General features: G+C 63.2%; 23 protein-coding genes. 12 read left to right on the top strand and 11 right to left on the bottom strand.

Annotated elements, in window-relative coordinates; genetic code table 11:
* Position 1 precedes the first annotated feature (1 nt).
* The 5 genes from NKJ90_RS17955 to NKJ90_RS17935 all read right to left on the bottom strand — a co-directional run bounded on the left by NKJ90_RS17955 (position 2) and on the right by NKJ90_RS17935 (position 5443).
* Entirely contained in the window at positions 2–1066 is a 1065-nt protein-coding gene (locus NKJ90_RS17955) for an ABC transporter permease (RefSeq protein WP_023756725.1), read from the bottom strand.
* The gene (locus tag NKJ90_RS17950) at positions 1059–2615 is read right to left on the bottom strand and encodes a sugar ABC transporter ATP-binding protein (RefSeq protein WP_023756724.1); all 1557 of its coding nucleotides are present in this window, start codon (positions 2613–2615) and stop codon (positions 1059–1061) included. The genes NKJ90_RS17955 and NKJ90_RS17950 overlap by 8 nt, the downstream gene beginning before the upstream one ends.
* Positions 2612–3250, bottom strand: coding sequence for a DUF2291 family protein (locus tag NKJ90_RS17945; RefSeq protein ID WP_023756723.1), 639 nt, complete (start codon positions 3248–3250; stop codon positions 2612–2614). The genes NKJ90_RS17950 and NKJ90_RS17945 overlap by 4 nt, the downstream gene beginning before the upstream one ends.
* A 96-nt stretch (positions 3251–3346) precedes the next feature.
* Complete coding sequence (locus tag NKJ90_RS17940; RefSeq protein ID WP_023756722.1) at positions 3347–4288, bottom strand: D-ribose ABC transporter substrate-binding protein; 942 nt, start codon at positions 4286–4288, stop codon at positions 3347–3349.
* A gap of 327 nt (positions 4289–4615) precedes the next feature.
* The gene (locus NKJ90_RS17935; RefSeq protein WP_023756721.1) at positions 4616–5443 is read right to left on the bottom strand and encodes a phosphogluconate dehydrogenase C-terminal domain-containing protein; all 828 of its coding nucleotides are present in this window, start codon (positions 5441–5443) and stop codon (positions 4616–4618) included.
* A 238-nt stretch (positions 5444–5681) separates the two neighbouring features.
* On the opposite strand from NKJ90_RS17935, the gene NKJ90_RS17930 reads away from it, so the two are divergent.
* The 3 genes from NKJ90_RS17930 to kce are packed head-to-tail and all read left to right on the top strand — an operon-like array spanning position 5682 to position 8384.
* Positions 5682–6467, top strand: coding sequence for an SDR family oxidoreductase (locus NKJ90_RS17930; protein WP_023756720.1), 786 nt, complete (start codon positions 5682–5684; stop codon positions 6465–6467).
* A 10-nt stretch (positions 6468–6477) separates the two neighbouring features.
* Positions 6478–7425: a 3-hydroxyacyl-CoA dehydrogenase gene (locus NKJ90_RS17925; RefSeq protein WP_352486430.1), complete on the top strand. Its 948-nt coding sequence runs from the start codon at positions 6478–6480 to the stop codon at positions 7423–7425.
* The gene (gene kce, locus NKJ90_RS17920) at positions 7422–8384 is read left to right on the top strand and encodes a 3,5-dioxohexanoate:acetyl-CoA acetone transferase (RefSeq protein WP_023756718.1); all 963 of its coding nucleotides are present in this window, start codon (positions 7422–7424) and stop codon (positions 8382–8384) included. Before NKJ90_RS17925 ends, kce begins: the two co-directional genes overlap by 4 nt.
* 77 nt (positions 8385–8461) lie before the next feature.
* Here the strand turns inward: kce and nanR are convergent, their stop codons facing one another.
* On the bottom strand, positions 8462–9163 hold the full coding sequence (nanR, locus tag NKJ90_RS17915) for a transcriptional regulator NanR (protein ID WP_280948930.1): 702 nt from the start codon (positions 9161–9163) through the stop codon (positions 8462–8464).
* A gap of 200 nt (positions 9164–9363) precedes the next feature.
* Between nanR and NKJ90_RS17910 the strand changes: the two genes are divergently transcribed.
* The 9 genes from NKJ90_RS17910 to NKJ90_RS17870 all read left to right on the top strand — a co-directional run bounded on the left by NKJ90_RS17910 (position 9364) and on the right by NKJ90_RS17870 (position 19017).
* Positions 9364–10965 (top strand): ABC transporter substrate-binding protein, encoded by a 1602-nt coding sequence (locus NKJ90_RS17910; protein WP_023756716.1) that lies wholly within the window; start codon positions 9364–9366, stop codon positions 10963–10965.
* Positions 10966–11056: 91 nt separating this feature from the next.
* On the top strand, positions 11057–12013 hold the full coding sequence (locus NKJ90_RS17905) for an ABC transporter permease (RefSeq protein WP_023756715.1): 957 nt from the start codon (positions 11057–11059) through the stop codon (positions 12011–12013).
* Entirely contained in the window at positions 12006–12914 is a 909-nt protein-coding gene (gene opp4C / locus NKJ90_RS17900) for an oligopeptide ABC transporter permease (RefSeq protein ID WP_023756714.1), read from the top strand. The genes NKJ90_RS17905 and opp4C overlap by 8 nt, the downstream gene beginning before the upstream one ends.
* The gene (locus NKJ90_RS17895) at positions 12911–14986 is read left to right on the top strand and encodes a dipeptide ABC transporter ATP-binding protein (RefSeq protein ID WP_352486427.1); all 2076 of its coding nucleotides are present in this window, start codon (positions 12911–12913) and stop codon (positions 14984–14986) included. The genes opp4C and NKJ90_RS17895 overlap by 4 nt, the downstream gene beginning before the upstream one ends.
* 28 nt (positions 14987–15014) lie before the next feature.
* A complete protein-coding gene (locus tag NKJ90_RS17890; protein WP_023756711.1) occupies positions 15015–15911 on the top strand; it encodes a dihydrodipicolinate synthase family protein in 897 nt (298 codons plus the stop codon).
* 184 nt (positions 15912–16095) lie between these two features.
* Positions 16096–16470, top strand: a complete 375-nt coding sequence (locus NKJ90_RS17885) for a DUF3024 domain-containing protein (protein WP_023756710.1) — start codon at positions 16096–16098, stop codon at positions 16468–16470.
* Positions 16467–18149: an SWIM zinc finger family protein gene (locus tag NKJ90_RS17880; protein ID WP_023756709.1), complete on the top strand. Its 1683-nt coding sequence runs from the start codon at positions 16467–16469 to the stop codon at positions 18147–18149. Before NKJ90_RS17885 ends, NKJ90_RS17880 begins: the two co-directional genes overlap by 4 nt.
* A gap of 1 nt (position 18150) precedes the next feature.
* Entirely contained in the window at positions 18151–18732 is a 582-nt protein-coding gene (locus tag NKJ90_RS17875; protein ID WP_023756708.1) for a hypothetical protein, read from the top strand.
* A complete protein-coding gene (locus NKJ90_RS17870) occupies positions 18733–19017 on the top strand; it encodes an FCD domain-containing protein (protein WP_023756707.1) in 285 nt (94 codons plus the stop codon).
* A 62-nt stretch (positions 19018–19079) separates the two neighbouring features.
* On the opposite strand, the gene NKJ90_RS17865 is transcribed toward NKJ90_RS17870, so the two are convergent.
* From NKJ90_RS17865 to NKJ90_RS17845, 5 genes are read right to left on the bottom strand one after another with little or no spacing between them, the layout of a single operon-like run.
* Positions 19080–19535, bottom strand: coding sequence for a MaoC/PaaZ C-terminal domain-containing protein (locus NKJ90_RS17865; protein ID WP_031259438.1), 456 nt, complete (start codon positions 19533–19535; stop codon positions 19080–19082).
* Positions 19532–20608 carry a Gfo/Idh/MocA family protein gene (locus NKJ90_RS17860; RefSeq protein ID WP_352486424.1) on the bottom strand — a complete coding sequence of 359 codons (1077 nt, stop codon included), beginning with the start codon at positions 20606–20608 and terminating at the stop codon, positions 19532–19534. Before NKJ90_RS17860 ends, NKJ90_RS17865 begins: the two co-directional genes overlap by 4 nt.
* On the bottom strand, positions 20601–20930 hold the full coding sequence (locus tag NKJ90_RS17855) for an L-rhamnose mutarotase (RefSeq protein ID WP_023756704.1): 330 nt from the start codon (positions 20928–20930) through the stop codon (positions 20601–20603). Before NKJ90_RS17855 ends, NKJ90_RS17860 begins: the two co-directional genes overlap by 8 nt.
* A 9-nt stretch (positions 20931–20939) precedes the next feature.
* Entirely contained in the window at positions 20940–22052 is a 1113-nt protein-coding gene (locus NKJ90_RS17850; protein WP_023756703.1) for a mandelate racemase/muconate lactonizing enzyme family protein, read from the bottom strand.
* A gap of 5 nt (positions 22053–22057) precedes the next feature.
* The gene (locus NKJ90_RS17845) at positions 22058–23155 is read right to left on the bottom strand and encodes an ABC transporter ATP-binding protein (protein WP_352486422.1); all 1098 of its coding nucleotides are present in this window, start codon (positions 23153–23155) and stop codon (positions 22058–22060) included.
* Positions 23156–23158 lie beyond the last annotated feature (3 nt).

The raw sequence follows: 23158 nt of genomic DNA, 5'->3' as shown, positions 1-23158 counted from the left end.
ATCAGCCCGCCTTTGCCATTTGCATCAGCGTTACGCGGCTCTGCAGACGCCGCTGCGCCTGGTCGACGACGACGGCGACGATGATGACGAGGCCCTTGATCACCATTTGCCAGAACGAACTCACACCCATCATCACCAATCCGTCCGAAAGAATGCCGATGACGAACGCGCCGACGATGGTGCCGCCGATCGTGCCGCGGCCGCCCGACATCGAGGTGCCGCCGAGCACCGCCGCCGCAATGGCGTTGAGCTCGAAACTTTCGCCTGTCGCGGGATGCGAGGCCATCAGCTCGGACGAGATGATCAGGCCGACGATCGCCGCGCAGAAACCTGAGAACATATAGACGAACATCTTCACCATGTTGACACGGACGCCCGAAATCCGCGACGCGCGTTCATTGCCGCCGACGGCAAAGATGTGGCGCCCGAGCGGTGTGTACTTGGCGAGATAGGCGGCCCCCAGTGCAACGACGATCAGGATCCAGATCGCCACCGGCAGGCCAAGCAGCCGGCCGGCGCCGAGAAAACCGAAACCGGTGGTTCCAAGCTCCGGCTTGCCGACGAGATTCGGGAAGGTGCGGCCGTCCGACGACAGCAGTGCCAGGCCGCGCGCGACATAGAGGACGCCCAGCGTGGCGATGAACGGCGCGACATTCAGCTTGGTGATCAGCAACCCGTTGACGGCGCCAATCAATATGCCGACCGCAAGCGTGATCAGCGCGATCTCGAAAACGTTGAAATAGATGGTGTAGCCGATCTGCAGGTCGATGCCGTTGAGCACGAGATAGCCGGCCACCATGCCGCACAGACCGACGATCGAGCCGACCGAAAGGTCGATGCCGCCGGTGATGATGACGAAGGTCATGCCCATCGCCAGGAACGCGTTCAGCGCCACATGCTTCGACATCAGGATCAGATTGGCGGTCGACAGGAAATTCGGCGCCGCGATCGAGAAGAAGATCAGGACGGCGATCAGCGCGATGAAGGTCCTGAGCTTCATCAGCGTCAACAGCACGGAGCCGCTGGGCGCGGAGGGAGCTGCCGCCTTGGCTGGGATGTCAGTCATGGGCGATGCTCTCCTTGTGTGCGGCCGGTCCGTGGCCAAGCGCCGATGCGGCGACGAGTGCCGCCTCCGTCGCTTCAGTGCGATCGAACATGCCAGTCAGTTTTCCGTTGCTCATCACCGCAATGCGGTCGGACAATGCCATGACCTCGTCGAGATCGGAGGTCGCGAAAAGAATCCCCAAACCGTCGCGGGACAATTTGCGCATGGTGCGGAACACATCCGCCTTGGCGCCGACATCGATGCCTCGGCTGGGCTCGTCCATCAACAGCACCTTGGGTCCGGTGAGCAGCGCCTTGCCGATCACCACCTTCTGCTGGTTGCCGCCGGACAGCGACGAAACCTCTTGCACCGGGTCGGCGACCTTGATCGCCAGTTCCCGCACCATCTGTGTCACCGCCTGCCTTTCGTCGGCGCCACGGATATGGAACAGGCTGGCAAATCGCGACAGGCTGGCCAGCGTCAGGTTGCTGGCGACCGAGAGGATCGACACCAGCCCCTCGCGCTGGCGGTCCTCGGGGATCAGTGCCAGCCCGCGCCGGATGCGTCGCGTCGTGTCGCGCTCCCTGACCTGTTTGCCGCCAATGAAGATCTCGCCCGTCGAATGACTATGGCGGCCCATGATGCAGTCGAACAATTCGCTGCGCCCGGCGCCCATCAGGCCGTATATGCCGAGAATCTCGCCGGCACGCAGCGACAGCGAGACATGGTCGACGGCAAGGCCGCCGGTGGCGCGTGGCAGGCAAATGTCCTCGGCCCGGAAGATCTCTTCGCCGGGAACATGACCGTCGGCCTTGGCGAAGTCCTTGGCGTCGGAGCCGATCATCTGCCGCACGATCCATTGCGTGTCGACGTTCTTCATCTCCTCCTGGCCGGTGATGCGGCCGTCGCGCAGCACGGTGATGTAGTCGCCGATGCGGATCAGTTCTTCCAGCCGGTGAGAGATGTAGACGATGGCGACGCCACGCGCCTTGAGGTCGGCGATCACCTTGAACAGGATCTCGACCTCCGCCGCACTCAGCGCCGAGGTCGGCTCGTCCATGATCAGAATACGCGCGTCGAGCGAGACCGCCTTGGCGATCTCGACCAGCTGCTGCTGGCCGATGCGCAGATCCTCGACCAGCATAGCGGGCCGTATGCCGGCTTGCAGGCGTTCCAGAAATTCCGCCGCGCGGCGCTCCTGCTCCTTGCGGTCGATCTTGCCGAACCGGTTGGTGATTTCGCGGGTGGCGAAAATGTTCTCGGCGACGCTCATGTTGCCGAACAGGTTCAGTTCCTGGAACACCATGCCGATGCCGCGGTTCACCGCATCGCCGGACGACGAGAAGGACACCTCTTCGCCCTCCAGCAGTATGCGGCCTGCAGTCGGCCGTTCGACACCGGCGATGATCTTCATCAGCGTCGACTTGCCGGCGCCGTTTTCGCCGACCAATACGTTGACCGCGCCCTTGCGTACCTCGAAATTGGCGCGCTTGACCGCAACGGTTCCGGAATAGACCTTGGAGACGTCCTCCAGCTTCAGGATGATTTCGCGCTCTGCGGTCGCGCTCATGGCTTCGACCCGATCTCTGCCTCCGCCGGCGTCACCAGCGGCAGGTCCTGGCCGCTGCCCAGCGTATAGGCGCCGAGCACCTTGGCGCTGCGGCCCTCCAGCGCCTCGCGCGGCAACTTGGACAGCACCGTCTTGTCGGCGTAGCTGTTGAACGCCTTGCCGAACTGGGCGAAGTCGATCTGGTTGGTGAAATCGTTGAACTGGATGAAGTCTAGGCTGTCGCGCAGTGCGGTTCCCCGCACCGCTGGTCCGATCTGCACCCGCGCATCGGCCTTGCCGTCGCCGTCGACATCGATGTCGACCGTCGCCGCACGCGACTGCGTATTCGCCGCGACGATCTTGCCTTCCAGGCGAACTGCGAAAGTCCACGGCGCGTTCGCCTGCTTGTTCGGATTACCGTATTTGGCTCCGGCCGCTGCGGCATCGGTTGTCGCTAGAGTGTGAACTTCTGGAAACGGTCCGGCTTTCTGCTGGAGATAAGGCACGACCTTTGCCGCCCATATCTCTTCGACCGTCTTGTCCGGATTGAAGACGGGAGCATTGCCGCCGTCTGCCGATTTTGTCGGCAAGATCTTGCAAGCGGTCAGGCAGACCATCAAGGCAAGGATCGGCCAGTTCGGCTTGTTGTTCAGCATGATGGCCTGTTGTTCAGCATGGTGGTGGTCGGCCCACGGAAAATGGCGGCGAGGGGCGAACCGAAATTCGCCCCTCGCTGTTCAAATCACGCTGGCTCAGTTGGTCAGCGCGAAGGTCTCGAGCTTGGCGGCATTCTCGCCATTGACCAGGACGCAATCCATCAGCTGCTTTTCCTTGGCCGGCGACTTCTTGTTCTTGATGAAGTCGTTGGCCTGCTCGACCGCCATCTGCGCCTGCGCGAAGGCCGGCTGCAGGACGGTCCCCTTGATGCCGCCCGAGGTGATGGAGTCGCGCACGTCGTTCGATCCGTCGAAGCCGACGACGATGACATCCTTGCGGTTCGCCGCGGCAAGTGCTGCATAGGCGCCCATCGCCATCGTGTCGTTGCCGGAGATGACGCCCTTGATGTCGGGGTTGGCCTGCAGGATCGATTCCATCTTGGAATAGGCTTCCGTCTGGCTCCAGTTGGCCGACTGCTGGGCGACCATCTTCAGATCCGGATAGTCGTCGATGACGTCGTGATAGCCCTTGGAGCGGATGCCGGCATTGGTATCGGATTCCTTGCCGACCAGCTCGACGAAATTGCCCTTCTCGCCCATCAGCTTGACGAATTCCTGCGCGCCGAGTTGGGCGCCCTGATAGTTGTTGGAGACGATCTGCGCCATGGCGACGCCGGTGGCGTTGATCTCGCGATCGATCAGGAAGGACGGAATGCCCGCATCCTTGGCCTTCTGTACGGCGGCGACTGTGGCGTCGGCGCCGGCATTGTCGAGGATGATCGCCTTGGCGCCACGACCGATTGCGGTGTCGATCAGCTCGGACTGCTTGTTGGCGTCGTCGTCATGGACGAGGACCAGCGCCTCGTAGCCGAGTTCCTTGGCCTTGGCCTCGGCGCCGACGGCTTCCGCCTTGAAGAACGGATTGTCGTGCGAGGGCGTGATGATGGCGATGAGATCCGCCGCACAGGCGGGCATCGCCGTGCCAAGCGCCAGCATGCCGGCGAAAGCCGCAAGCGTCATTCTGCGAGTGAGTTTCATGAAGTCCTCCCGTTTGAAAAATTACCTTGGTCAACCAAGGCCTCTGTCGGCATCCGAATTCGTCAGGCAGCGCGGGCGGCGGATCGCTTTCGGGCTAAAGAGCCGTTTGCCGGCTCCCCTCAGCGGATCGTTGCTCACCAGCCATCCTCCACTCGCCAGGCTTCGTACTCCCTGCGAAACCTTGTCGATCCGAGCCATGAACAGCTAAGCCAACTGGTATGATGAGTCAATCACTAATTCAGGTGACATGTGCCTGATGGCGGCAAACGGAGTGTCGGTAACGGTACGCCGACGCGTCGGGACGCTGCGCCAAGCGCATGTGCTCTTTCAGGTGATGCGCTGAATGCTTGCGGCGATCTCTTCCGGTTCGAAGACGCGCTTCCAGTCGTCACGCATCAGAACCGGCTTGCCGAATTCGATCGCCTTGTTGCAGGCGTCCGAGAACACGCCCTTGGTCTCGCCGAAGATGACGGCGCCGAGCACGTTCATATGGCCGAGCAGGAAGTCGAGCGCCGCCTGCTTGTCGACGCCGCGCGCCACGACCTCGTCGACGGCCTCCTTCATGACCACCAACAGCGAGGCGCAGACCGTCTCCGAAAGGCCAGGCTCGAGCAGCGCCATCTGTTCGACGGTGACGCGGTGCGAGCGCATGACCGGCGCCCAGATGATTTTCGCGATCGCCTCGCCCTTGGCGTAATCCTCTTCCGGTCCCTGCATCAAGGCGCTGACCATATGCTGCTTGGCCTTGACGCCGCCGAAATAATCCTTCTTGGCCGCCATGTCGGTCTCGTCATTGAAGATCGGCGGATGGCAGGGGTGGGTGACGAAATAGGTGAGGTCCGGCCGGTTCGGCAGATGACCGGCGAAAGGTGCCGCCGCGTCGAGCACCACCACCATCGTGCCCGGCGCCAGCTGGCTCTCGATGCTAGTCGCCACTTTGCCGATATGCGTGTCCGGAACGGCCAGGATCACCACGTCGGCCCCCTTGAGCGCCTCGTCGGCGCTCACCGCATCAAAACCCAGTCCGGTCTTCAGCCGTTCGCGGCCGGCCTCGCTGACCTCGACATGGCGTATCGTGTAGGGCGATCCGCGAAAATTGATCGACAGGCGGTAACCCATTTTCCCGCCGGCACCGAACAGCGCAATCGTTGTCATCTCTGGCCACTACTCCTGGTCTCATCCGACGGCATCGCCCGTCGTCAGCTTATCAACTGGTATAATCACACTACCATTCCTTGGCAATCCGATAACGGTGAATGCCCCAAGTCATGACTGCCGGTCTCCGGCCGCGCGTCCCCCGTTGCCCGTAGCTCGACCGGCTCTCACTTGCGCGGATCGCGTACCCACGTCAGTCTCGTTTCTATATAGTCAGGAATCTCGCTGGAGCTGTTGCATGCAGGACGACTTTCTGACCGGGCTGAAAGGCCAGCGCGTGCTGGTGACGGCAGGCGCTGGAGGCATCGGGTTTGCCATAGCCGACACGTTGTCGCGGCTCGGCGCTCGCATCATAGTCTGCGACGTTTCCGACGAGGCGCTGGCCGCTGCTCCCGGCAAGATCGATCTGGTCGCCGCGATCAAGGCCGATGTCTCGCGTGACGACGACGTCGACCGGCTTTTCGAGGCCGTTAAGGAAAAGCTCGGCGGTCTCGATGCGCTGATCAACAATGCCGGCATTGCCGGACCGACCGGCGGTGTCGAGGAGATCGATCCGGCGGACTGGCGACATTGCATCGACATCTGCCTGACCGGCCAGTTCCTGTGTGCCCGGCGCGCGGTACCGCTGATCAAGGCAGCGGGCGGCGGCTCGATTGTCTCGATGTCGTCGGCGGCCGGCCGGCATGGCTACGCCTTCCGCACGCCTTATTCGGCGGCGAAGTTCGGTGTCATCGGTTTCACGCAGAGTCTCGCCAAGGAGCTCGGGCCGCATGGCATAAGGGTCAACGCCATCCTACCCGGCATCATCGAGGGGCCGCGCATCGAAGGCGTCATCTCGGCACGTGCCAAGCAGGTCGGCATCAGCCATGAGGAGATGAGGGATCGCTATCTGCAGAACATCTCGCTGCGCCGCATGACCAGCCCCTATGATGTCGCCGCGATGGTCGCCTTCCTGCTCTCCGATGCGGGGATCAACATTTCCGGCCAGTCGCTCGGCGTCGACGGCAATGTCGAAACACTCTGAGGAATAGTCCATGGCCAATGTCGCGATTGTCGGAACCGGGTTCATCGGGCGAGCCTGGGCGATCAGCTTTGCCCGTGCCGGCCATAATGTGCGGATGTGGGATCAGTCGCCCGCCGCGACTGGCGGCGCCCGCGACTACATTGCCGGCGTGCTTGGCGATCTCGCTAGGAACGACCTCCTGCGAGGACAGGCGGTCGACGCCGTGGTCGGCCGGATCGCAATCGTCGCCGAGTTGGCGGAGGCGCTGGCCGGTGCAGCCCATGTCCAGGAGAACACGCCCGAAAACCTGGAGGTGAAACGTGGCGTATTCTCTCTGATCGACAGGCTTGCCGATCCGCAAACGATCATCGCCAGCTCCACCTCGGCGCTCTTGCCATCGAAATTCACCGACCATCTGCAAGGGCGCCATCGCTGCCTGGTCGTGCATCCAATCAATCCGCCCTATCTCATTCCGGCAGCCGAGGTCGTGCCGGCGCCGTGGACGTCCGCCGAGGCGTTGGAAAGGACCCGCGCCTTCCTCATCGATGCCGGCCACGCGCCGCTCGTGATGAAGCGCGAGCTCGACGGCTTCATCATGAACCGCTTGCAAGGCGCATTGCTTGAGGAAGCGTTCCGGCTTGTCGCCGACGGTTACGCCAGTGTCGAGGATGTCGACATCGGCATCCGCGACGGACTGGCGCTGCGCTGGTCATTCATGGGTCCGTTCGAGACAATCGATCTGAACGCGCCCGGCGGCGTGCGCGACTATGTCGAGCGCTATCAGTCGATATATTCGAACATATTTCCGCAGATGCTGCGCCGCGTCGACTGGGCGGGCGAGGTGATGAAGACCGTCGAAGCCGACCGCCGCGAACGCTTGCCGCGCGAGAACCTCGGCGAGCGGCAGGTATGGCGCGACCGCCGGCTGATGGCGCTGGCGGCGCACAAGAAAAAATCGGACCAGGAGTACGGACAATGATCGAGACGACCCGCAAGCCCGGCGTCCAGCAGACCAAGGGCAAGGTCATCATCACCTGCGCGGTGACGGGCGCGATCCACACGCCGACCATGTCGCCCTATTTGCCGATCACACCCGACCAGATTGCCTCGGAGGCGATCGCCGCGGCGGAAGCCGGTGCCGCGATCCTGCATCTGCATGCTCGCGACCCGGAGACCGGCAAGCCCGACCAGACGCCGGAGGCCTTCGCCCGCTTCCTGCCACGCGTCAAGCAAGGCACCAAAGCCGCCATCAACATCACCACCGGCGGCAGCCCCTACATGAAGGTCGAGGAGCGTGTGCGCCCGGCCGCCCAGTTCAAGCCCGAGGTCGCCTCGCTTAATATGGGTTCGATCAATTTCGGGCTCTATCACCTCGCCGACAAATATGAGACCTTCAAGTTCGACTGGGAAAAGCCGCATCTGGAAGCGACGCGCGACCTCGTCTTCCGCAACTCGTTCAAGGACATCGAGTACATTCTGGCGACCTGCTACGACAATGGCACGCGCTTCGAATTCGAGTGCTACGACATCGCCCATCTCTACAACCTTTCCCATTTCGCCGACCGTGGGCTGGTGAAGCCGCCCTTCTTCGTGCAGTCGGTGTTCGGGCTACTTGGCGGTATCGGCACGCATCCCGAAGACGTGGCTCATATGAAGCGCACGGCCGACCGGTTGTTCGGCGACCAGTTCCGTTGGTCGGTGCTGGGCGCCGGCGCCAGCCAACTGCGTATCGCCGCGCAATCAGCCGCACTCGGTGGCAACATCCGCGTTGGGTTGGAGGACAGCCTGTGGGCGGGCAAGGGCAAGCTTGCCAAATCGAACGCAGAACAAGTGCTCCTAGCCCGCAAGATCATCGAAGGGCTCGGCATGGAAGTGGCGACGCCCGACGAGGCACGTGAAATCCTGTCATTGAAAGGCGGCGACAAGGTCGCTTTCTGACGCGGCCCGACCAATCGCTGTGCGGCGCCAAATACCGAGATGACGGCATGAAGATCGAAGCGTGAAGACAGGCGAGCCTAGTCGGGTTTCGCCAGACCCGAATTGAACTTGCGCCGGGCGTTTTCCAGATGCTCGCGCATCGCTCGGCCGGCAGCTTCCGGGTCGTGCCGCTCGATGGCCTCGAACACGGCTTTATGGCCGGCAAAGCTCCTGCGGTTCTCCACCTCGGTGTTGGCCATATGGATGCGCTGGTTGATCAGCCATTCCACCAGCGCTTCGTGCGCGGCGAGGAAGATCGGGTTGCCGGGAATCGCGGTCAACACCCGGTGAAACGCCACATCGGTGACAGCGAAGGCGCGGGCGCGCGGGATGGCGCGCTCGTTCTCGGCAAGTGCCGCCGCCAGCGCATCGACCTGTTCGCGCGTCGCCGCCTCGGCGGCATGGCGCGCGATCGAAACTTCGAGGAACAGCCGCAGCTGCTCGAAATGGCCGATGCCGTCGGGCTGGTCCATCAACAGATGGGCCGTGCCGGTCAACTGCTCCAGCATGTTTTTCGACGTCGGCCGCGTCACCTTCGGCCGCTCGCCGCTGTTGATGCGCACCAACCCCATTTTCTCCAGCGCAAACAGCGCTTCGCGCACCGAGGGGCGCCCGACATCGAACATCGACATCAGGTCGCGTTCGGACGGCAGCGAGGCGCCGACCGCATAGACCTCGTCGCGGATCATCTCCTCCAGGCGGAGGCGGACTTCATCGGATAATTTTTTTCGAACCGGCATATTGTGCATGGTCTACCTTTTAAGCTATTAGACCAGTCGCCGCAAGCGAGGACTTGCGGAACCGATGGGTTTGGAGGAGGTCGCCGCCGGCCAATGGCGCGGCGGTCGGCGCGGCAGGCGAGGGTCTGACGCGGGAGTAGGCCTGGAGCAGGGGCATCGCCCCGATTTCGGCCGGCGGAAAGCAATGGGAGGAGGATTCCATGAGACGACTGCTGATGAGCCTTGTGCCGGCGATGGCGCTGATGTTTGCCGCAGTGATCGCCAAGGCCGAGGGGGGCGGCACGTTCCGTTCCGCCGTGCGCACCGGCTGCATCGAGATGGGAACACTGCACACCACGTGCGGCCATAGGCTCGACGAGACCGTGCTGCAGGGACTGGTCCACATCAAATGGACGGGCGATGGCGTGCAACCGATGCTGGCCGAAAGCTGGAAGACGCCCGATGGCGGCAAGACCTATGTCTTCAGCCTGCGCCATAGCGTCAAATGGCATGACGGAACGCCCTTCACCGCCAAGGACGTGGTGTTCAGCCTCAACCTCTACGCCAACCCCAAGGTTGGCTCGCCTTGGGCGCAGAAGCTCGGCTCGGTGGCCGGATACAAGGCTTTCCAGGATGGCTCGGCCTCCTCGCTTGCCGGGGTCAAGGCGCTTGACGACACGACCGTCCAGATTGAACTCGACAGCGCCAAGCCTCTCTGGGTCGAGCTGCAGCTTATCGCGATCAGCATCTTTCCCGAACACATCCTCGGCAAGGTCGCGCCCGGCGATATCAAGGGCAACGCCTTCTGGGTCAACCGCGTCGGCACCGGCCCGTTTATCTGGAAGAAATACGAAAGCGACCAGTATGTCGAGGTCGACCGCAATCCCGACTATTTCCTCGGTGCGCCGAAGCTCGAGCGCATCATCTACCAGATCTACAAGGACGTGCCGCCGATCATCGCCGCACTCGAAACGCAGGAGGTCGACGCCATGTCCTATGAGGGCGGTGGCGTGCCCATCTCCGAACTCGCCCGGCTGCAGAAGCTCGACTATTTGACGGTGCTGCCGAAATTCTCCGCCGGCTTGCCGACCTACTTGCAGTTCAACCTGGAGAACAAGCGCTTTGCCGACGTGCGGGTGCGTCAGGCGATGCTCTACGCCATCGACCGCAAGGCCATCATCGAGACGGTCAAGCAAGGCGCCGGCGAGCTGTCGAACACGCTGTTTCCGCAGGATTGGGCACGCGCCAAGGACCTCGAGCCCTACGACTACAATCCCGACAAGGCCAAGCAATTGCTCACCGACGCGGGCTGGGACGGCAGCCAGCCGGTCGATTTCATCTACTACTATTCCGACCAGATGAATGTCGACACCGTCACCGCCATCCAGAGCTATCTGGCCGCAGTCGGCGTCAACATCCAGCCGCGCCTGCTCGATCCGGCGGCAATCAACCAGACCTATGCCGACGGCAGCTTCCAGATGGGCTTTTTCGCCAACGGTATGGGGCTCGATCCCTCGCTCGGTTCGCCGGTCGTCGTCTGCGGCGCAAAACCACTCAGCATGGGCTATTGCAATACCAAGGTCGATGAACTGTTCAACAAGGGGCTGGAATCGACCGACCGAGCCGTGCGTGCCGAAAGTTACCAGGAAGCGTCACGCATCCTCAACGAGGAGCTGCCCAAGGCCTGGCTGTGGAACGAGGTGCGGCCGCTGGCTTTCAACAACCGCATCGTTGGCCTGGCGCAGCACTTCAAGGAGCAGCCGCTCGTGATCTTCAACCACCCGGTCTACAACGAAGTCGAGAAGTGGGAAGTGGCAAAATAGGCCGCTGCGTAGACGCCCTCATCGGTTGGTCATGAGGTGGAACCTCATGACCAACCGCCTCAACAGCCGCCTTCAGCGATAGGAGAAGCCGGTGCTCAGCTATCTCATGCGCAAGCTGCTGCTCAGCATCCCGGTGCTGTTCGGCGTCACCGTCATAGTCTTCGCGATCGCGCATGCCATGCCGGGCGACGCCGTGCTGGCGATGATCACGGCGGAGGCGCCGTCGAGCGAGGCGCTGATCGCGATGCGGCGCGGCGAGCTCGGCCTCGACCAGCCGTTCTACATCCAATACCTCAACTGGATCGGCCAGATCCTGCACGGCAATCTCGGCCGCTCCTTCGTCAACGGTCGCAGCGTCGGCGATATCATCGGCGAGCGCCTGCCGATGACGCTGGAGCTGATGGCGGTGGCACTGCTCGTCGCCTTCCTCATCGGCACCACGCTGGGCGTGATCTCGGCGCTCCGGCAATACAAGTTGACCGACTATTCGCTGACGCTGGGCGGCTTCGTCGGCGTGTCGATCCCGGATTTCTTCATGGGGCTGCTGCTCGTCTACGTCTTTGCGCTTGAACTGCGCTGGCTGCCGTCGTCGGGCATCTCGACGGCGGGCGACAACTTCTCGCTCCTCGACAATCTCAGGCACCTGATCCTGCCGGCGGCAGCACTTGCTTTGTTCCGCGCCGCCATCTTCATGCGCTATGCCCGCGCCGGCATGCTCGACGTGCTGAACCAGGACTATATGCGCACCGCCAAGGCCAAGGGCCTGCGGCCAAGCACGATCACGCTGCGCCACGGTCTGCGCAACGCGTTGATCCCGCTGGTCACTGTCTTCGGCCTCGCTTTGCCGACGCTGTTCGGCGGCTCGGTGGTGATCGAGACGATCTTCCAGTGGCCGGGCATCGGCCTGATGTTTATCGATGCGGTGGTCAACAGGGATAGCCCGGTCATCATGGGCTATGTGCTGCTCACCGCCATCATCGTCATGCTGGCGAACCTTGCGACCGACCTTGCCTACAGCGTGCTCGACCCGCGGGTGAGCTATGACTGACGTCACCGCCGCCGATGTAACGATCGCTGTCGGCGTCTCGCGCGGCCTGTGGGCCGAGGCGGTCCGCCGTTTCCTCAATCACCGTCTGGCGACGCTCGGGCTGATCATGCTCGCCATCATCGTGCTCGCCTGCATGCTGGCGCCGCTGATCGCTCACTACGGCCCCAACGACATCGATCTGCGCGGCCGCAACCAGCCGCCCGGGGACGTGCATTGGCTGGGCAGCGACGGCACCGGTCGCGACATCTTTGCCCGCATCCTCTATGGCGGCCGCATCTCGCTGACGGTCGGCTTCGTCGCGGTGGCGATCTCAGCGGCAATAGGCATCTTCATCGGCTGCATTGCCGGCTATTTCGGCGGCAAGGTCGACCTCTTGCTGATGGGCGTGATCGACATGGTGCTGACCTTTCCACGCCTGGTCATCATCATCGCCTTCGTCGCAGTGGTCGGCCCGAGCATCTTCAACACGATGGTGGTGATCGGCCTGCTCAGCTGGCCGTCCATCGCCCGGCTGACGCGCGGCGAGATCCTGGCGCTGCGCAACCAGGAATTCGTCCTCGCCGCGCGCTCGCTCGGTACCTCGCCGTCGGTCATCATTCTCGAACACATATTGCCCAACGTGCTGGGCCCGATCCTGGTGGCGATCACGCTCGACGTCGCCACCGTCATCCTGCTCGAAGCCTCGCTGTCCTTCCTCGGCCTCGGCGCGCAGGCGCCGGCGGCCAGCTGGGGCAACATGCTGCGCGATGCCCGCACGCTGTCGATCCTCGAGAGCCAGCCCTGGATGTGGATCCCGCCCGGCGCGATGATCGCGATGGCCGTGCTCAGCATCAACTTCGTCGGCGACGGCCTACGTGACGCGCTCGACCCGCAGCACATCATGGGCGGTGGTGGCAAATGATGGAGGCCAACACGCTTTCCGTCGACAGGGCTGCAAAGGGGATAGGACAGCAAGCTGTGCTTTCCGTACAAGGCGTAAGCGTCGAATTCGGCCCCAAAGGCAGCTCCGTCTATGCCGTCAACGACGTCTCCTTCGATCTTGCCGAAGGCGAGTCGCTGGCCATCGTCGGCGAAAGCGGCTCCGGCAAGTCGGTCACCGTGCAGACGCTGATGGGCCTGATCCGCAAGCCTCCCGGCCGGGTCACCTCCGGCCGTGCGTTCTTTCGAGGCCGCGATCTGCTGGCCATGCCCGACAGCGAACTGCGCCAGATCCGCGGCCGCGACATCGCCATGATCTTCCAGGATCCGATGTCGTCGCTGAACCCGGTGCTGACCATCGGCCTGCAGCTGACCGAGGCGCTGCGCGAGCACCAGGGCCTGAGCCAGCCACAAGCACAGCGCCAGGCGCTCGACATGCTGGATCTCGTCGGCATTGCCAACGCGCCGCAGCGCATGCGCGCCTTTCCACACCAGTTCTCCGGCGGGCAATTGCAGCGCATCGGCATCGCCATGGCCTTGGTTTGCAAGCCGTCGATCCTGATCGCCGACGAGCCGACCACGGCACTCGATGTCACTATCCAGGCACAGATCGTCGAGCTGGTCGCTCGCCTGCAGAAACAGCTCGGAATGGCGATCATCTGGATCAGCCATGACCTCAGCCTCGTTGCCGGCTTCGCCGATCGCGTCGCGGTGATGTATGCGGGCTCGATCGTCGAATGCGCGCCGGTCGATGAGCTGTTCTCGGCAACAACGCACCCCTATACGATCGGCTTGTTGAATTCGATTCCATCGCTGACGGCGGCAAACACAAGGCTGGTGCCGATCAAGGGCGCGCCGCCTAATGTCACCCTGCCGCCGGCGTTCTGCCCCTTCGCGCCGCGCTGCGATTATGCCGAGGCGCGCTGCCGCGAGCAGAAACCGCCACTGGAAACGGTCGGCGCCGGCCACACCGCCGCATGCTGGCGCTGGCGGCAAGTCGAGCGATCGCCGCGTGCGCCGGCAGCCGCGCCAAGCGCGGCACCGGCCGCGACGCTCCAACAAGAACCGCTGCTCGTCGTCGCCGATCTCAAGGTGCATTTTCCCATTCGGCGCGGTGTGCTCAGGCGACAGGTCGGCGCCGTGCATGCCGTCGATGGGGTGAGTTTCAAGGTGATGCGCGGCGAGACTCTGGCGCTGGTCGGTGAAAGCGGCTGCGGCAAGTCGACGACCGGCCGCGCGGTGCTCGGGCTCGAGCCGCCGAGCGCCGGCAGCATCGTCTTCGAGGGCAGGGACTATGCCGCTGCGACAGGCGAGCAGCTCAAGCTGCGCCGCCGCGACATGCAGATGGTTTTCCAGAACCCGTTCGGATCGCTCAACCCGCGCATGACGGTCGGGCGCATTATCGGCGAGGGGCTGCGTGCGCAGAAGATCGGCACGCGCGCCTCGCGCGATGCCCGCGTCAGTGAATTGCTGGCGCTGGTCGGCTTGCGGGAAGCGCTGCGCGACCGCTACCCGTTCGAGCTCTCCGGTGGCCAGCGCCAGCGTGTCGGCATTGCCCGCGCTCTGGCGGCCAATCCAAAATTCATTATTGCCGACGAGCCGATCTCGGCGCTCGACGTCTCCATCCAGGCGCAGATCGTCAATCTGCTGGACGACCTCAAGGCGCGCCTCGGGCTGACCTATCTGTTCATCGGTCATGACCTGTCGATGATCCGCTATCTCAGCGACCGTGTCGCGGTGATGTATCTGGGCCGGATCGTCGAGATCGGCACCACGGCAGGGGTGTTCGGCAGCCCGCTGCACCCGTATACACGCGCGCTGCTGTCGGCGATCCCGGTGCCCGACCCCAAGGCCGGTGGTACACGCCGGCGCATCGTGCTGGGCGGTGCGGTGCCCGATCCGTCGAAGCCACCGCCCGGTTGCCATTTTCATCCGCGCTGTCCGATGGCGAGCGACATCTGCGCGAGGGTGACGCCGGAGGTGCGCGATTTCGGCTCACCCATCACCGGGCAACATCTCGTCGCCTGCCACCATGCAGGCGAGGCCACACAATGAAATTTCCGAACGGACTGAGGATTCCCAAATGACCAAGGAATTGGCGGGCATGTATGCCGCCTTGATGACCGGACTAAGCGATGCCGGCGAATTCGATCCGCAGCGCCAGCGCAACATTAACGACTACGTCCTGCGCCAGGGCCTGGCCGGGCTCTATGTCGGCGGCAGCAGCGGCGAATCTGGCCTGCTGACGGCGGACGAATTGCTGGTTCAGCAAGAGGTGGTGTTCGCCAGTGCTGCAAGCACCGGCACCAGGCTGATCGCTCATGTCGGCATGCCGAACCTGCGCGATTCCATCCGCTTGGCACGGCAGGCGCAAAAGCTCGGCTATCACGCGCTGTCGGCGCTGCCACCGCATTCCTATCCATTCTCCGACGAAGAGGTCTTTGGCTACTACCAGGCGCTGGCGGCGGCGACGGACCTGCCGCTGATCGTCTACGAAATCCCCTTGCGCACCGGCCGGCCGCTGCCGCTCAACCTGCTGGTCCGACTGCTCGATCTGCGCAATGTCATCGGCATCAAATACACCTCCACCGACCTGTTCAAATATTCGCTGCTGCGCAAGCGGCAGCCGCAAAAGCTGTTCTACTACGGCTTCGACGAGATCTATGCCGCCGCCGGCATGCTCGGCACCGATGGCGGCATCGGCACCACCTACAATCTGCTCGGCAGGCTGTACCTGGCGATTGACCAGGCGATCCGCGCCGACGATCTGGCACGGGCGAAAGTGCTGCAGATAGTATCGCAGGACTTCGTTGAGGTGCTGCTGGAAACCGGCGTCCTGCCGGGCATGAAAGCGGCGTTCCGCGTCATCGGCGTCGATTGCGGCCCGACCCGCGCGCCGATGGCGCTGGCTGTTGCCGACGCCGAAGAGCGGATGCGCGCGGTTCTCGCTCGCCCGGCGGTGAAAGAGTGGCTGGCGTGAGAGGAGTTGGCTGAAAGATACGCAGCCGCCGAATGCGAAGAGACCATCGGGCAGTTCCCGCAAATTCGGAGGCATCTTGCCTCAAAAGGATTGCCTCACCGGATCGGTCGATTATCATAAACGGCGATAGCCGCATGGCTGAGGGCAGCACCACAGCGCTCTTGGCGGCGATAGCGGGAACGCGATGGTGTGGGTCAAGAAACTTTCGGCCGACGAGAAGCTGGCCATCGCCGCCGACTGCGAGCGTTTCATCGCCGATGTTCTGAAGCCACGGTTAATCCACGGCCAGCCGAATCGGCTCGACCATCCGTTAGACATTTTCGGCAAGTGGCGAGGAAGCAAATACGGTTTCTCCGCGCGCTACCGTTCGGATGACGGTGAAGAATTCAACGCTCCCTTCGCCCGGCTCGACCATGTGGAGGAGCATCTCGCCGAGACCCGGTTCGACCTCATGTGGCACAGGCACACCGGAACATGGTGGCGGCTGCATTCGACCGTTACGTTGGACGAGGCCCTGCGTCTCATCTCGGCTGACTCGAGGCTTCAGCCGCCACTATGAACCGCAAGAACAGTCGTCCCCGTTTCGATGTCGATGCCCTGCACGACCTTGTCGGCAGCAAGGTGTACTTGCGCGGCGAGGCCTACTGGCGTGACGGGCTGGTGCGACTGCTGACCGTCGGGCCGAAGCGCGTGCTGGCGCAGGTTGCCGGCACGGAGGACTATCGCGTTGAGCTGATGGGGCGTGCAGAGTCGGTCGACGGCACCTGTTCCTGCCGCGCCTTCGAGGATTGGGGCTATTGCAAGCATTTGGTGGCAACAGCGCTAGCGGCAAATGCGGTAGTCAGCGACGCTGAAGCGGAAAGCCTCGACGTCTTCGCGGGCATTCGCCAACATCTGGAGAGCAAGGACATCGCGACGCTCGTGGAGATGATCATGGATTTTGCCGAGCGCGACCCGATCCTGTTGCGTAAGCTCGAAATGGCCGCGCTCGCTACACATGGTGACGAGAGGACTCTCGAGGCGCGTCTGGGCAAGATGATTGACGGCGCAACCGCCACGAATGGCTTCGTGGACTACCGCGAGGCGTCCAACTGGGCCCAAGGCGTGGACGAGGCGCTCGACGTGATCGCCTCGGTCTCGAGCAAGCATGCGGCCATCGTCATGCGGCTCGCTATGCGAGCCATCGATCGGATCGAGGCTGCTATCGAGGGCGTGGACGATTCCGATGGCCATTGCGCCCCACTTCTCGACCGGGCATGCGAAATTCACTGCAACGCTGCCTTGGAGGCGCCTTGCGAACCCTTGTCCCTGGCGCGTGACCTTTTCGCCCGCGAGATGAACGGTGACTACGACACCTTTGCTGGCGCGGCCGGGGTCTATGGCGACATCCTCGGCGAGGAAGGATTGGCTGAATACCGTCGCCTTGCCACCGAGGCCTGGGATGAGCTGCCCGCGACCGCCAGCAGGAACCGGGCGGGTCACATACTGTCTGGGGACCATTTCAGGCTCCAGGAAATCCTCGACTTCTTTGCCGAACGCGATGGCGACGTGGAGGCGCGCATTGCGCTTCGCGCCAAGCATCTGTCCTCACAGCAAGCCTATCTGCAAATCGCCAAATTCTGCCTCTCGCAAGGTCGTGCGGAAGAGGCTTTGCGCTGGGCCGAGGATGGCCTGTGGATGTTCGAGGATGACCGACCTGACGAGCAGCTCGTTTTCTTTGCAGTCGACCTGCTGACCGCAGCCGGTCGCGATGCGGACGCTGAAGCGCATCTGTGGCGCGCATTCGAGAAGGCGCCGAGCCTGAACCTGTGTCAATGGCTGTGCAAGTCGGGTGGCAAGGAGGCGCGCGATCGCGCGATCGAGCGTCTCCAATCCAGACTGGCGCGCGAGAAGCCGTCCGCTTGGCATTATCCGGCCGATCTGCTTATCAGCATCCTAATTGAGGAGAAGCAGTTTGATTTGGCGTGGGCGAATACGCGCGCACATGGCGCTTCCGAGGGGCTGAAGGAAAAGCTCGCGCAGGTCAGTGAAGCCACTCATCCGCGCGAGGCATTGAAGACTTATGCGGAACGCGTCAACCAACTGGCCCAGTTTGGCGGTAACGGCGCCTATGCCGAAGCGGCAGCCCTGATCGGCCGTATGGCCGGTCTGCGCGGCGCGTCCGAACATGCCGCGTATCTGGCGGATGTAAAGGCCCGCTTCGGCCGCAAGCGCAATTTCATGAAACTGTTGGCCTGACATGCGGCGCGCGGCGATTGACGAGCAAAATCGCTACATGCTGGAACGCCAGCGGCAGTTCCGCGCTGCGGCTGATGTCGTCACCGATGCCTGGACGCGCTTCCGCGAGGTGGGGGCGGTGGCCGTTATCGGCTCCGTCGCGAAGCCGCTTTGGAAAGAGGTGCCGCGCTTCAGCGAATTCCGGCGCGAACGGATCGAGGTCTGGCATGAATGCAGCGATCTCGATCTGGCACTCTGGCTCGACTCGCAGGAACGCCTCGGCGAACTGCGCCGCGCCGCCGCGCTTGCCCTGCGCGAGGCCTTTGAGAAGGGAACAGGGATCAGCGTTGCCGATCACCAGTTGGATGTTTTTCTGATCGAACCCGGCAGCGACAATTACCTGGGCCGGCTCTGCAAGTTCAGTTCATGTCCGAAAGGAAAACTCGACTGCCTGGCTCCCGGGTGCGGGGAGGTCGCCTTCAACAAGCGCATCGTGGACTTCACGCCGCATGACGATCTGCTCGCCCCTGCCCAAGGCGCGATGCTCTACAAGCGTGGTCTCGGCCGGGTGCGCTCCGCGCTCGACCTGCCGCAGACTGGCTGAATGCCCGGAGGGCTGGACGAGCCACGCCTCTACGATGCCTGCGGCAACCATCGACTGCTCGGCCTGATCGAGGCGCACCACAATGCGGCCGATCGCTACGTTCGCATCCTGCTGTCGAACCTGGACTATCGCAACCGCTCGCAGACGGAGCACCGCGACTTGCTGGCTGCCTGCCGGCGACGCAATGGCGAGAAAGCCATAGTCATCCTGAGGCAGCATCTTCGCGAAGGAAGCGAGACGCTGGTCAGCGCGATCAGGGAAGATGGCCTGTCGCGAAAATCCTAGTTTGAGGCGTCGCTCGGATTCTTATGCCGGTTGGGCCACGGTCTCATAGACAGCGGTGAGTCTCAGCCCTGCGCGGGCCTGCGTTCGACGATGTAGATGTGGTCGGCCGCGAGCACCACTTCGCCGCGCTGATTGATCACCTCGCAGCGCTCGATCACCCGTCCTGAACCTGGCCGCTTGGGATCGCCTTCCTTGGCCGCGATGGTGGTGCGCGTGCGGATCGTGTCGCCGATGAACACCGGCTTGATGAAGCGCAGCCGGTCATAGCCGTAGGAAAAGGCGACAGGGTTGACGATGGTTGCCGTCAGCCCGATACCGACCGAGAACACCAGCGTGCCGTGGGCGATCCGCTGGCCGAACGGCGTCGTCTTCATGAACTCCGCGTCCATATGGTGCGGGAAGAAATCGCCGGTGTGGCCGGCATGCACGACAAAGTCCGTCTCGGTGATGGTGCGGCCGCTGGTAAGGCGGGACGAGCCGATCTCATAGTCCTCGAAATACTGGATCTGTTCCATCAGGGCCTTTCCGCGATCGGCGTCGCCGGTGCCGCGCTCGACTGATACGCGGCCTCGACCAGCGCCATCGTGCTCCATGCGTCCTCTACCGGACTGATCAGCAGAACATCTTCTCCGGCAGCAAAACGCTGGACATTGGCCATGCGGCCGACGAAGGCGTCGGGGAACCATGCTCCGGCCAATGGCACCGCGACCCAATCCGTTCCGCCTTTTGGGTAGATCTCCAGCACCTCCGCTTCGCCGCGCGGATAGTCGAGGTTGAGGCCAAGCTTGAGATAGGCCGCGCCCTCGGTGCCGCAGATGCGGAACTCGGAGGCTTGGTGCCGGCGACCGAACTTGTGATCGTGGTTGATCGACAGCGCGCAGCGCACGGTGTCGCCATAGTCGAGAATGGCGCTGGTGCGTGTCTGCGCCACCCTATGGTTGGGGTGGCCGAGCGTCTTGGCGTGCACGCCGCGCGGGTCGCCAAGCAGCTGCCGGATCAGGTCGAGATAGTGGATCGAGTGCATGGCGATCTCGACGCGCGGTGCCTTGAGCAGGAACTCCCACAGCTCCCACGGTGTCGCCAACGCCAGCCAGGCATCGAAGTCGACGATCTCGCCGAGCCAGCCCTTGGCGATGGCATCCTTCAGCGCCAGCATCATCGGTGCGAAGCGCCCCTGGAAATTCACTGCGGCCTGCAGCTTCTTGGAACGGCAGATCTCGAGGATTTCGGTTGCCTCGGCAAGGTGGCCGCCCATCGGCTTCTGGATCAGCGCCACGGCGCCGTCAGGTAATGCTTTCAGCACATCGGCATGGCGGGTGGGCGGCGTCGCGAGGTCAAAGATCGCACCCTCGACGGCGGCCGCTTCCTCAAGTGTGCGAAAGGCCGTCACGCCCCATTGGCTAGCAAGCTGTTCCGCTTTGGTGTGATCGGGATCATAGAGCCCAGCGACGGGAAAGCCGGCCTTCCGGTAGGCCGGGAAATGCGCGTCCCCGACAATCGAGCCGGCGCCGAAGGTGACGATCGGCCGGGGCTTGGAGGGTTTGGGCCATGACTGTACGAGCAAGGCAGGGTCGAAACCGCTTTCAGTCATGATGGAAGACCTCGTCCATATCAGCCCACCATTCGCCTTCCCTGCGCGTCGCCAGCGGTTCCTGGCAAGGCATGCAGACCGCCCACCATTCCTGTGTCCTGGGGTCGGCAGCCATCTTGGCCATGTCGGCTTCGTAGTCGGTGCCATGGTACTCGAAGGTGCTGAACAGCAGGTTCTCCGGCCGCTTCAGGTAGATCGAATAGTTCTTGATGTTGCAGGCCGAGATCATGGTCAGCACGTCGGGCCAGACGGCGGCGTGCAGGCGGACATACTCCTCGACTTTTTCCGGCTTCAGCCCCAGAACCATCCCCATCCGCTGCATGCCCGTCTCCTATTTCGTGATCGCCGTGGTGAATTCGGCGATGCTCATGGCCTTGACCGCGTCCCAGTCCCAGTCGATGCCGATGCCCGGTTCGTCCGGCGCCAGCGCCTGGCCATCTTCGATGCGTATGCGCTTGCCGGTCAATTGGTCGAGTTGCGGAATGTACTCGACATATCTGCCGTTCTGAACAGCGCAGGTCAGGCTGACATGCAGTTCCATCAGGAAATGCGGACAGACCGGAATGTCGAAGGCCTCCGCCGCATGGGCAATCTTGAGCCAGGGCGTGATGCCGCCGATGCGGCCGACATCGACCTGCACGATCGAGCAGGCGCCTTTCTGCATGTATTCGCGGAAATGGCGGATGGAGTAAAGCGACTCGCCGATGGCGATCGGCGTCGGCGTCGAGTTCGACAGCCGCACATGCCCATCGATGTCGTCGGCCGGCAGCGGCTCCTCGATCCAGGCGAGGTCGAGTTCGCGCAGCCTCGCCGCGCGCCGGATCGCCTCGTCGATCGAGAAACCCTGATTGGCGTCGGTCATGAGCTCGTAGCCATCGCCGACCGCCTTGCGCACCGCCGACAGGCGGGCAAGATCCTCCGAACCGTGCGGCCTGCCGATCTTCACTTTTGAGCCGCGAAATCCCTTGGCCTTGGCGGCCAGCGCGTCGTCGACCAGTGCCTGCGTCTCGATATGCAGCCACCCGCCTTCGGTCGTGTAGAGCGGGCAGCGGTCCTTGGCACCGCCGGCCAGTTTCCACAGCGGCAGGCCCTGCTTCTTCGCTCGCAGATCCCACAGAGCGGTATCGATCGCCGCGATCGCGATTGCGGTGATCGCGCCGATCGTCGTGGCATGCGTGGCGAATTCGAGATCGTGCCAGATCGCCTCGATCATTTCGGGGTCGCGGCCGATCAGGCGCGGCACCAGATGGTCGGAGAGGAGCCGCATCACCGACGAGCCGCCGGTGCCGATCGTGTAGCTGTAACCGGTACCGACCGCGCCGTCGGAATCCGTGATGGTGACGATCGGCGTTTCCTGGCTGACGAAGCTCTGGATCGCGTCGGTGCGCTTGACCTTGGGCACAAGGTCCACCATGCAAAGGTCGACTTTCTCGATTTTGGCCATGCCGATCAGCTCCGCAGCGTCTTTCCGGTCTCGGTGGCAAACAGATGCGCCTGCGACATGTCGAGGCTCATGGCGACCCGCTCCCCCGGCCGCAGCGGCCTCGGATTCAGCATCCGCGAAACCCAGTCTTGGCGGTTGAATTCGACGAACACCAGCGTCTCGTTGCCGAGCGGTTCGGTGACCGTGATCGGCAGTTCGATCTGGTGGACGTCGGCCGCAGCGCCGGAGCTGATGCCATGGCCGGTTGGGTAGATGTCATCCGGCCTCAGTCCGAACACCACTCTATCGCCGGTCGCGACATTGGCCTTGAACTGGCCGGGCAGCGGCAGCTTTTCGCCGCTGGCGAAGACCAGCTTGCCGTCATCGACTGTCGCTTCGTGCAAATTCATCGGCGGGGAGCCGATGAAGCCCGCGACGAAGCGCGTCGCCGGCCGCCGGAAGACTTCGTCGGGCGTGCCGACCTGTTCGATGTGACCGTCGCGCATGATGACGATGCGGTCGGCAAGCGTCATCGCCTCGACCTGGTCATGTGTGACGTAGATCACCGTCGACTGCACCTTGGCATGCAGCTTCTTGATCTCGGTGCGCATCTGCGTGCGCAATTTGGCATCGAGATTGGAAAGCGGCTCATCGAACAGGAACACATCGGGGTCGCGCACGATGGCGCGGCCCATGGCGACGCGCTGGCGCTGGCCGCCGGACAGTTGCGAAGGGCGGCGATCGAGCAGCGCGTCGAGGCCGAGGATGGTCGAAGCTTCGGCGACGCGGCGCTCCATGTCTTCCTTGGCGGCGCCGGCGATCTTCAGGGAGAAGCCGAGATTCTCGCGCACCGTCATGTGCGGGTAGAGCGCGTAGGACTGGAACACCATCGAGATGTTGCGCGAGCGCGGCGGCAGGTCGTTTACCACCCGCCCACCGATATCGATCGAACCGGCGCTGATCTCCTCCAACCCGGCGATCATGCGCAGCGTCGTCGACTTGCCGCAGCCGGACGGGCCAACCAGCGCGATGAATTCGCGGTCGGCGATGTCGAGATCGATACCGTGCACGATCCCGATATTGCCATAACGTTTGGTCAGCTTGGTGAGGGTAATGGTTGCCATTGG

Source organism: Mesorhizobium sp. M0051 (genome assembly GCF_040323235.1).
In the GTDB taxonomy this organism is placed as follows: domain Bacteria; phylum Pseudomonadota; class Alphaproteobacteria; order Rhizobiales; family Rhizobiaceae; genus Mesorhizobium.
The sequence above is the reverse complement of the archived record's forward strand: the minus strand, read 5'-3'. Positions and strand labels throughout refer to the sequence as shown.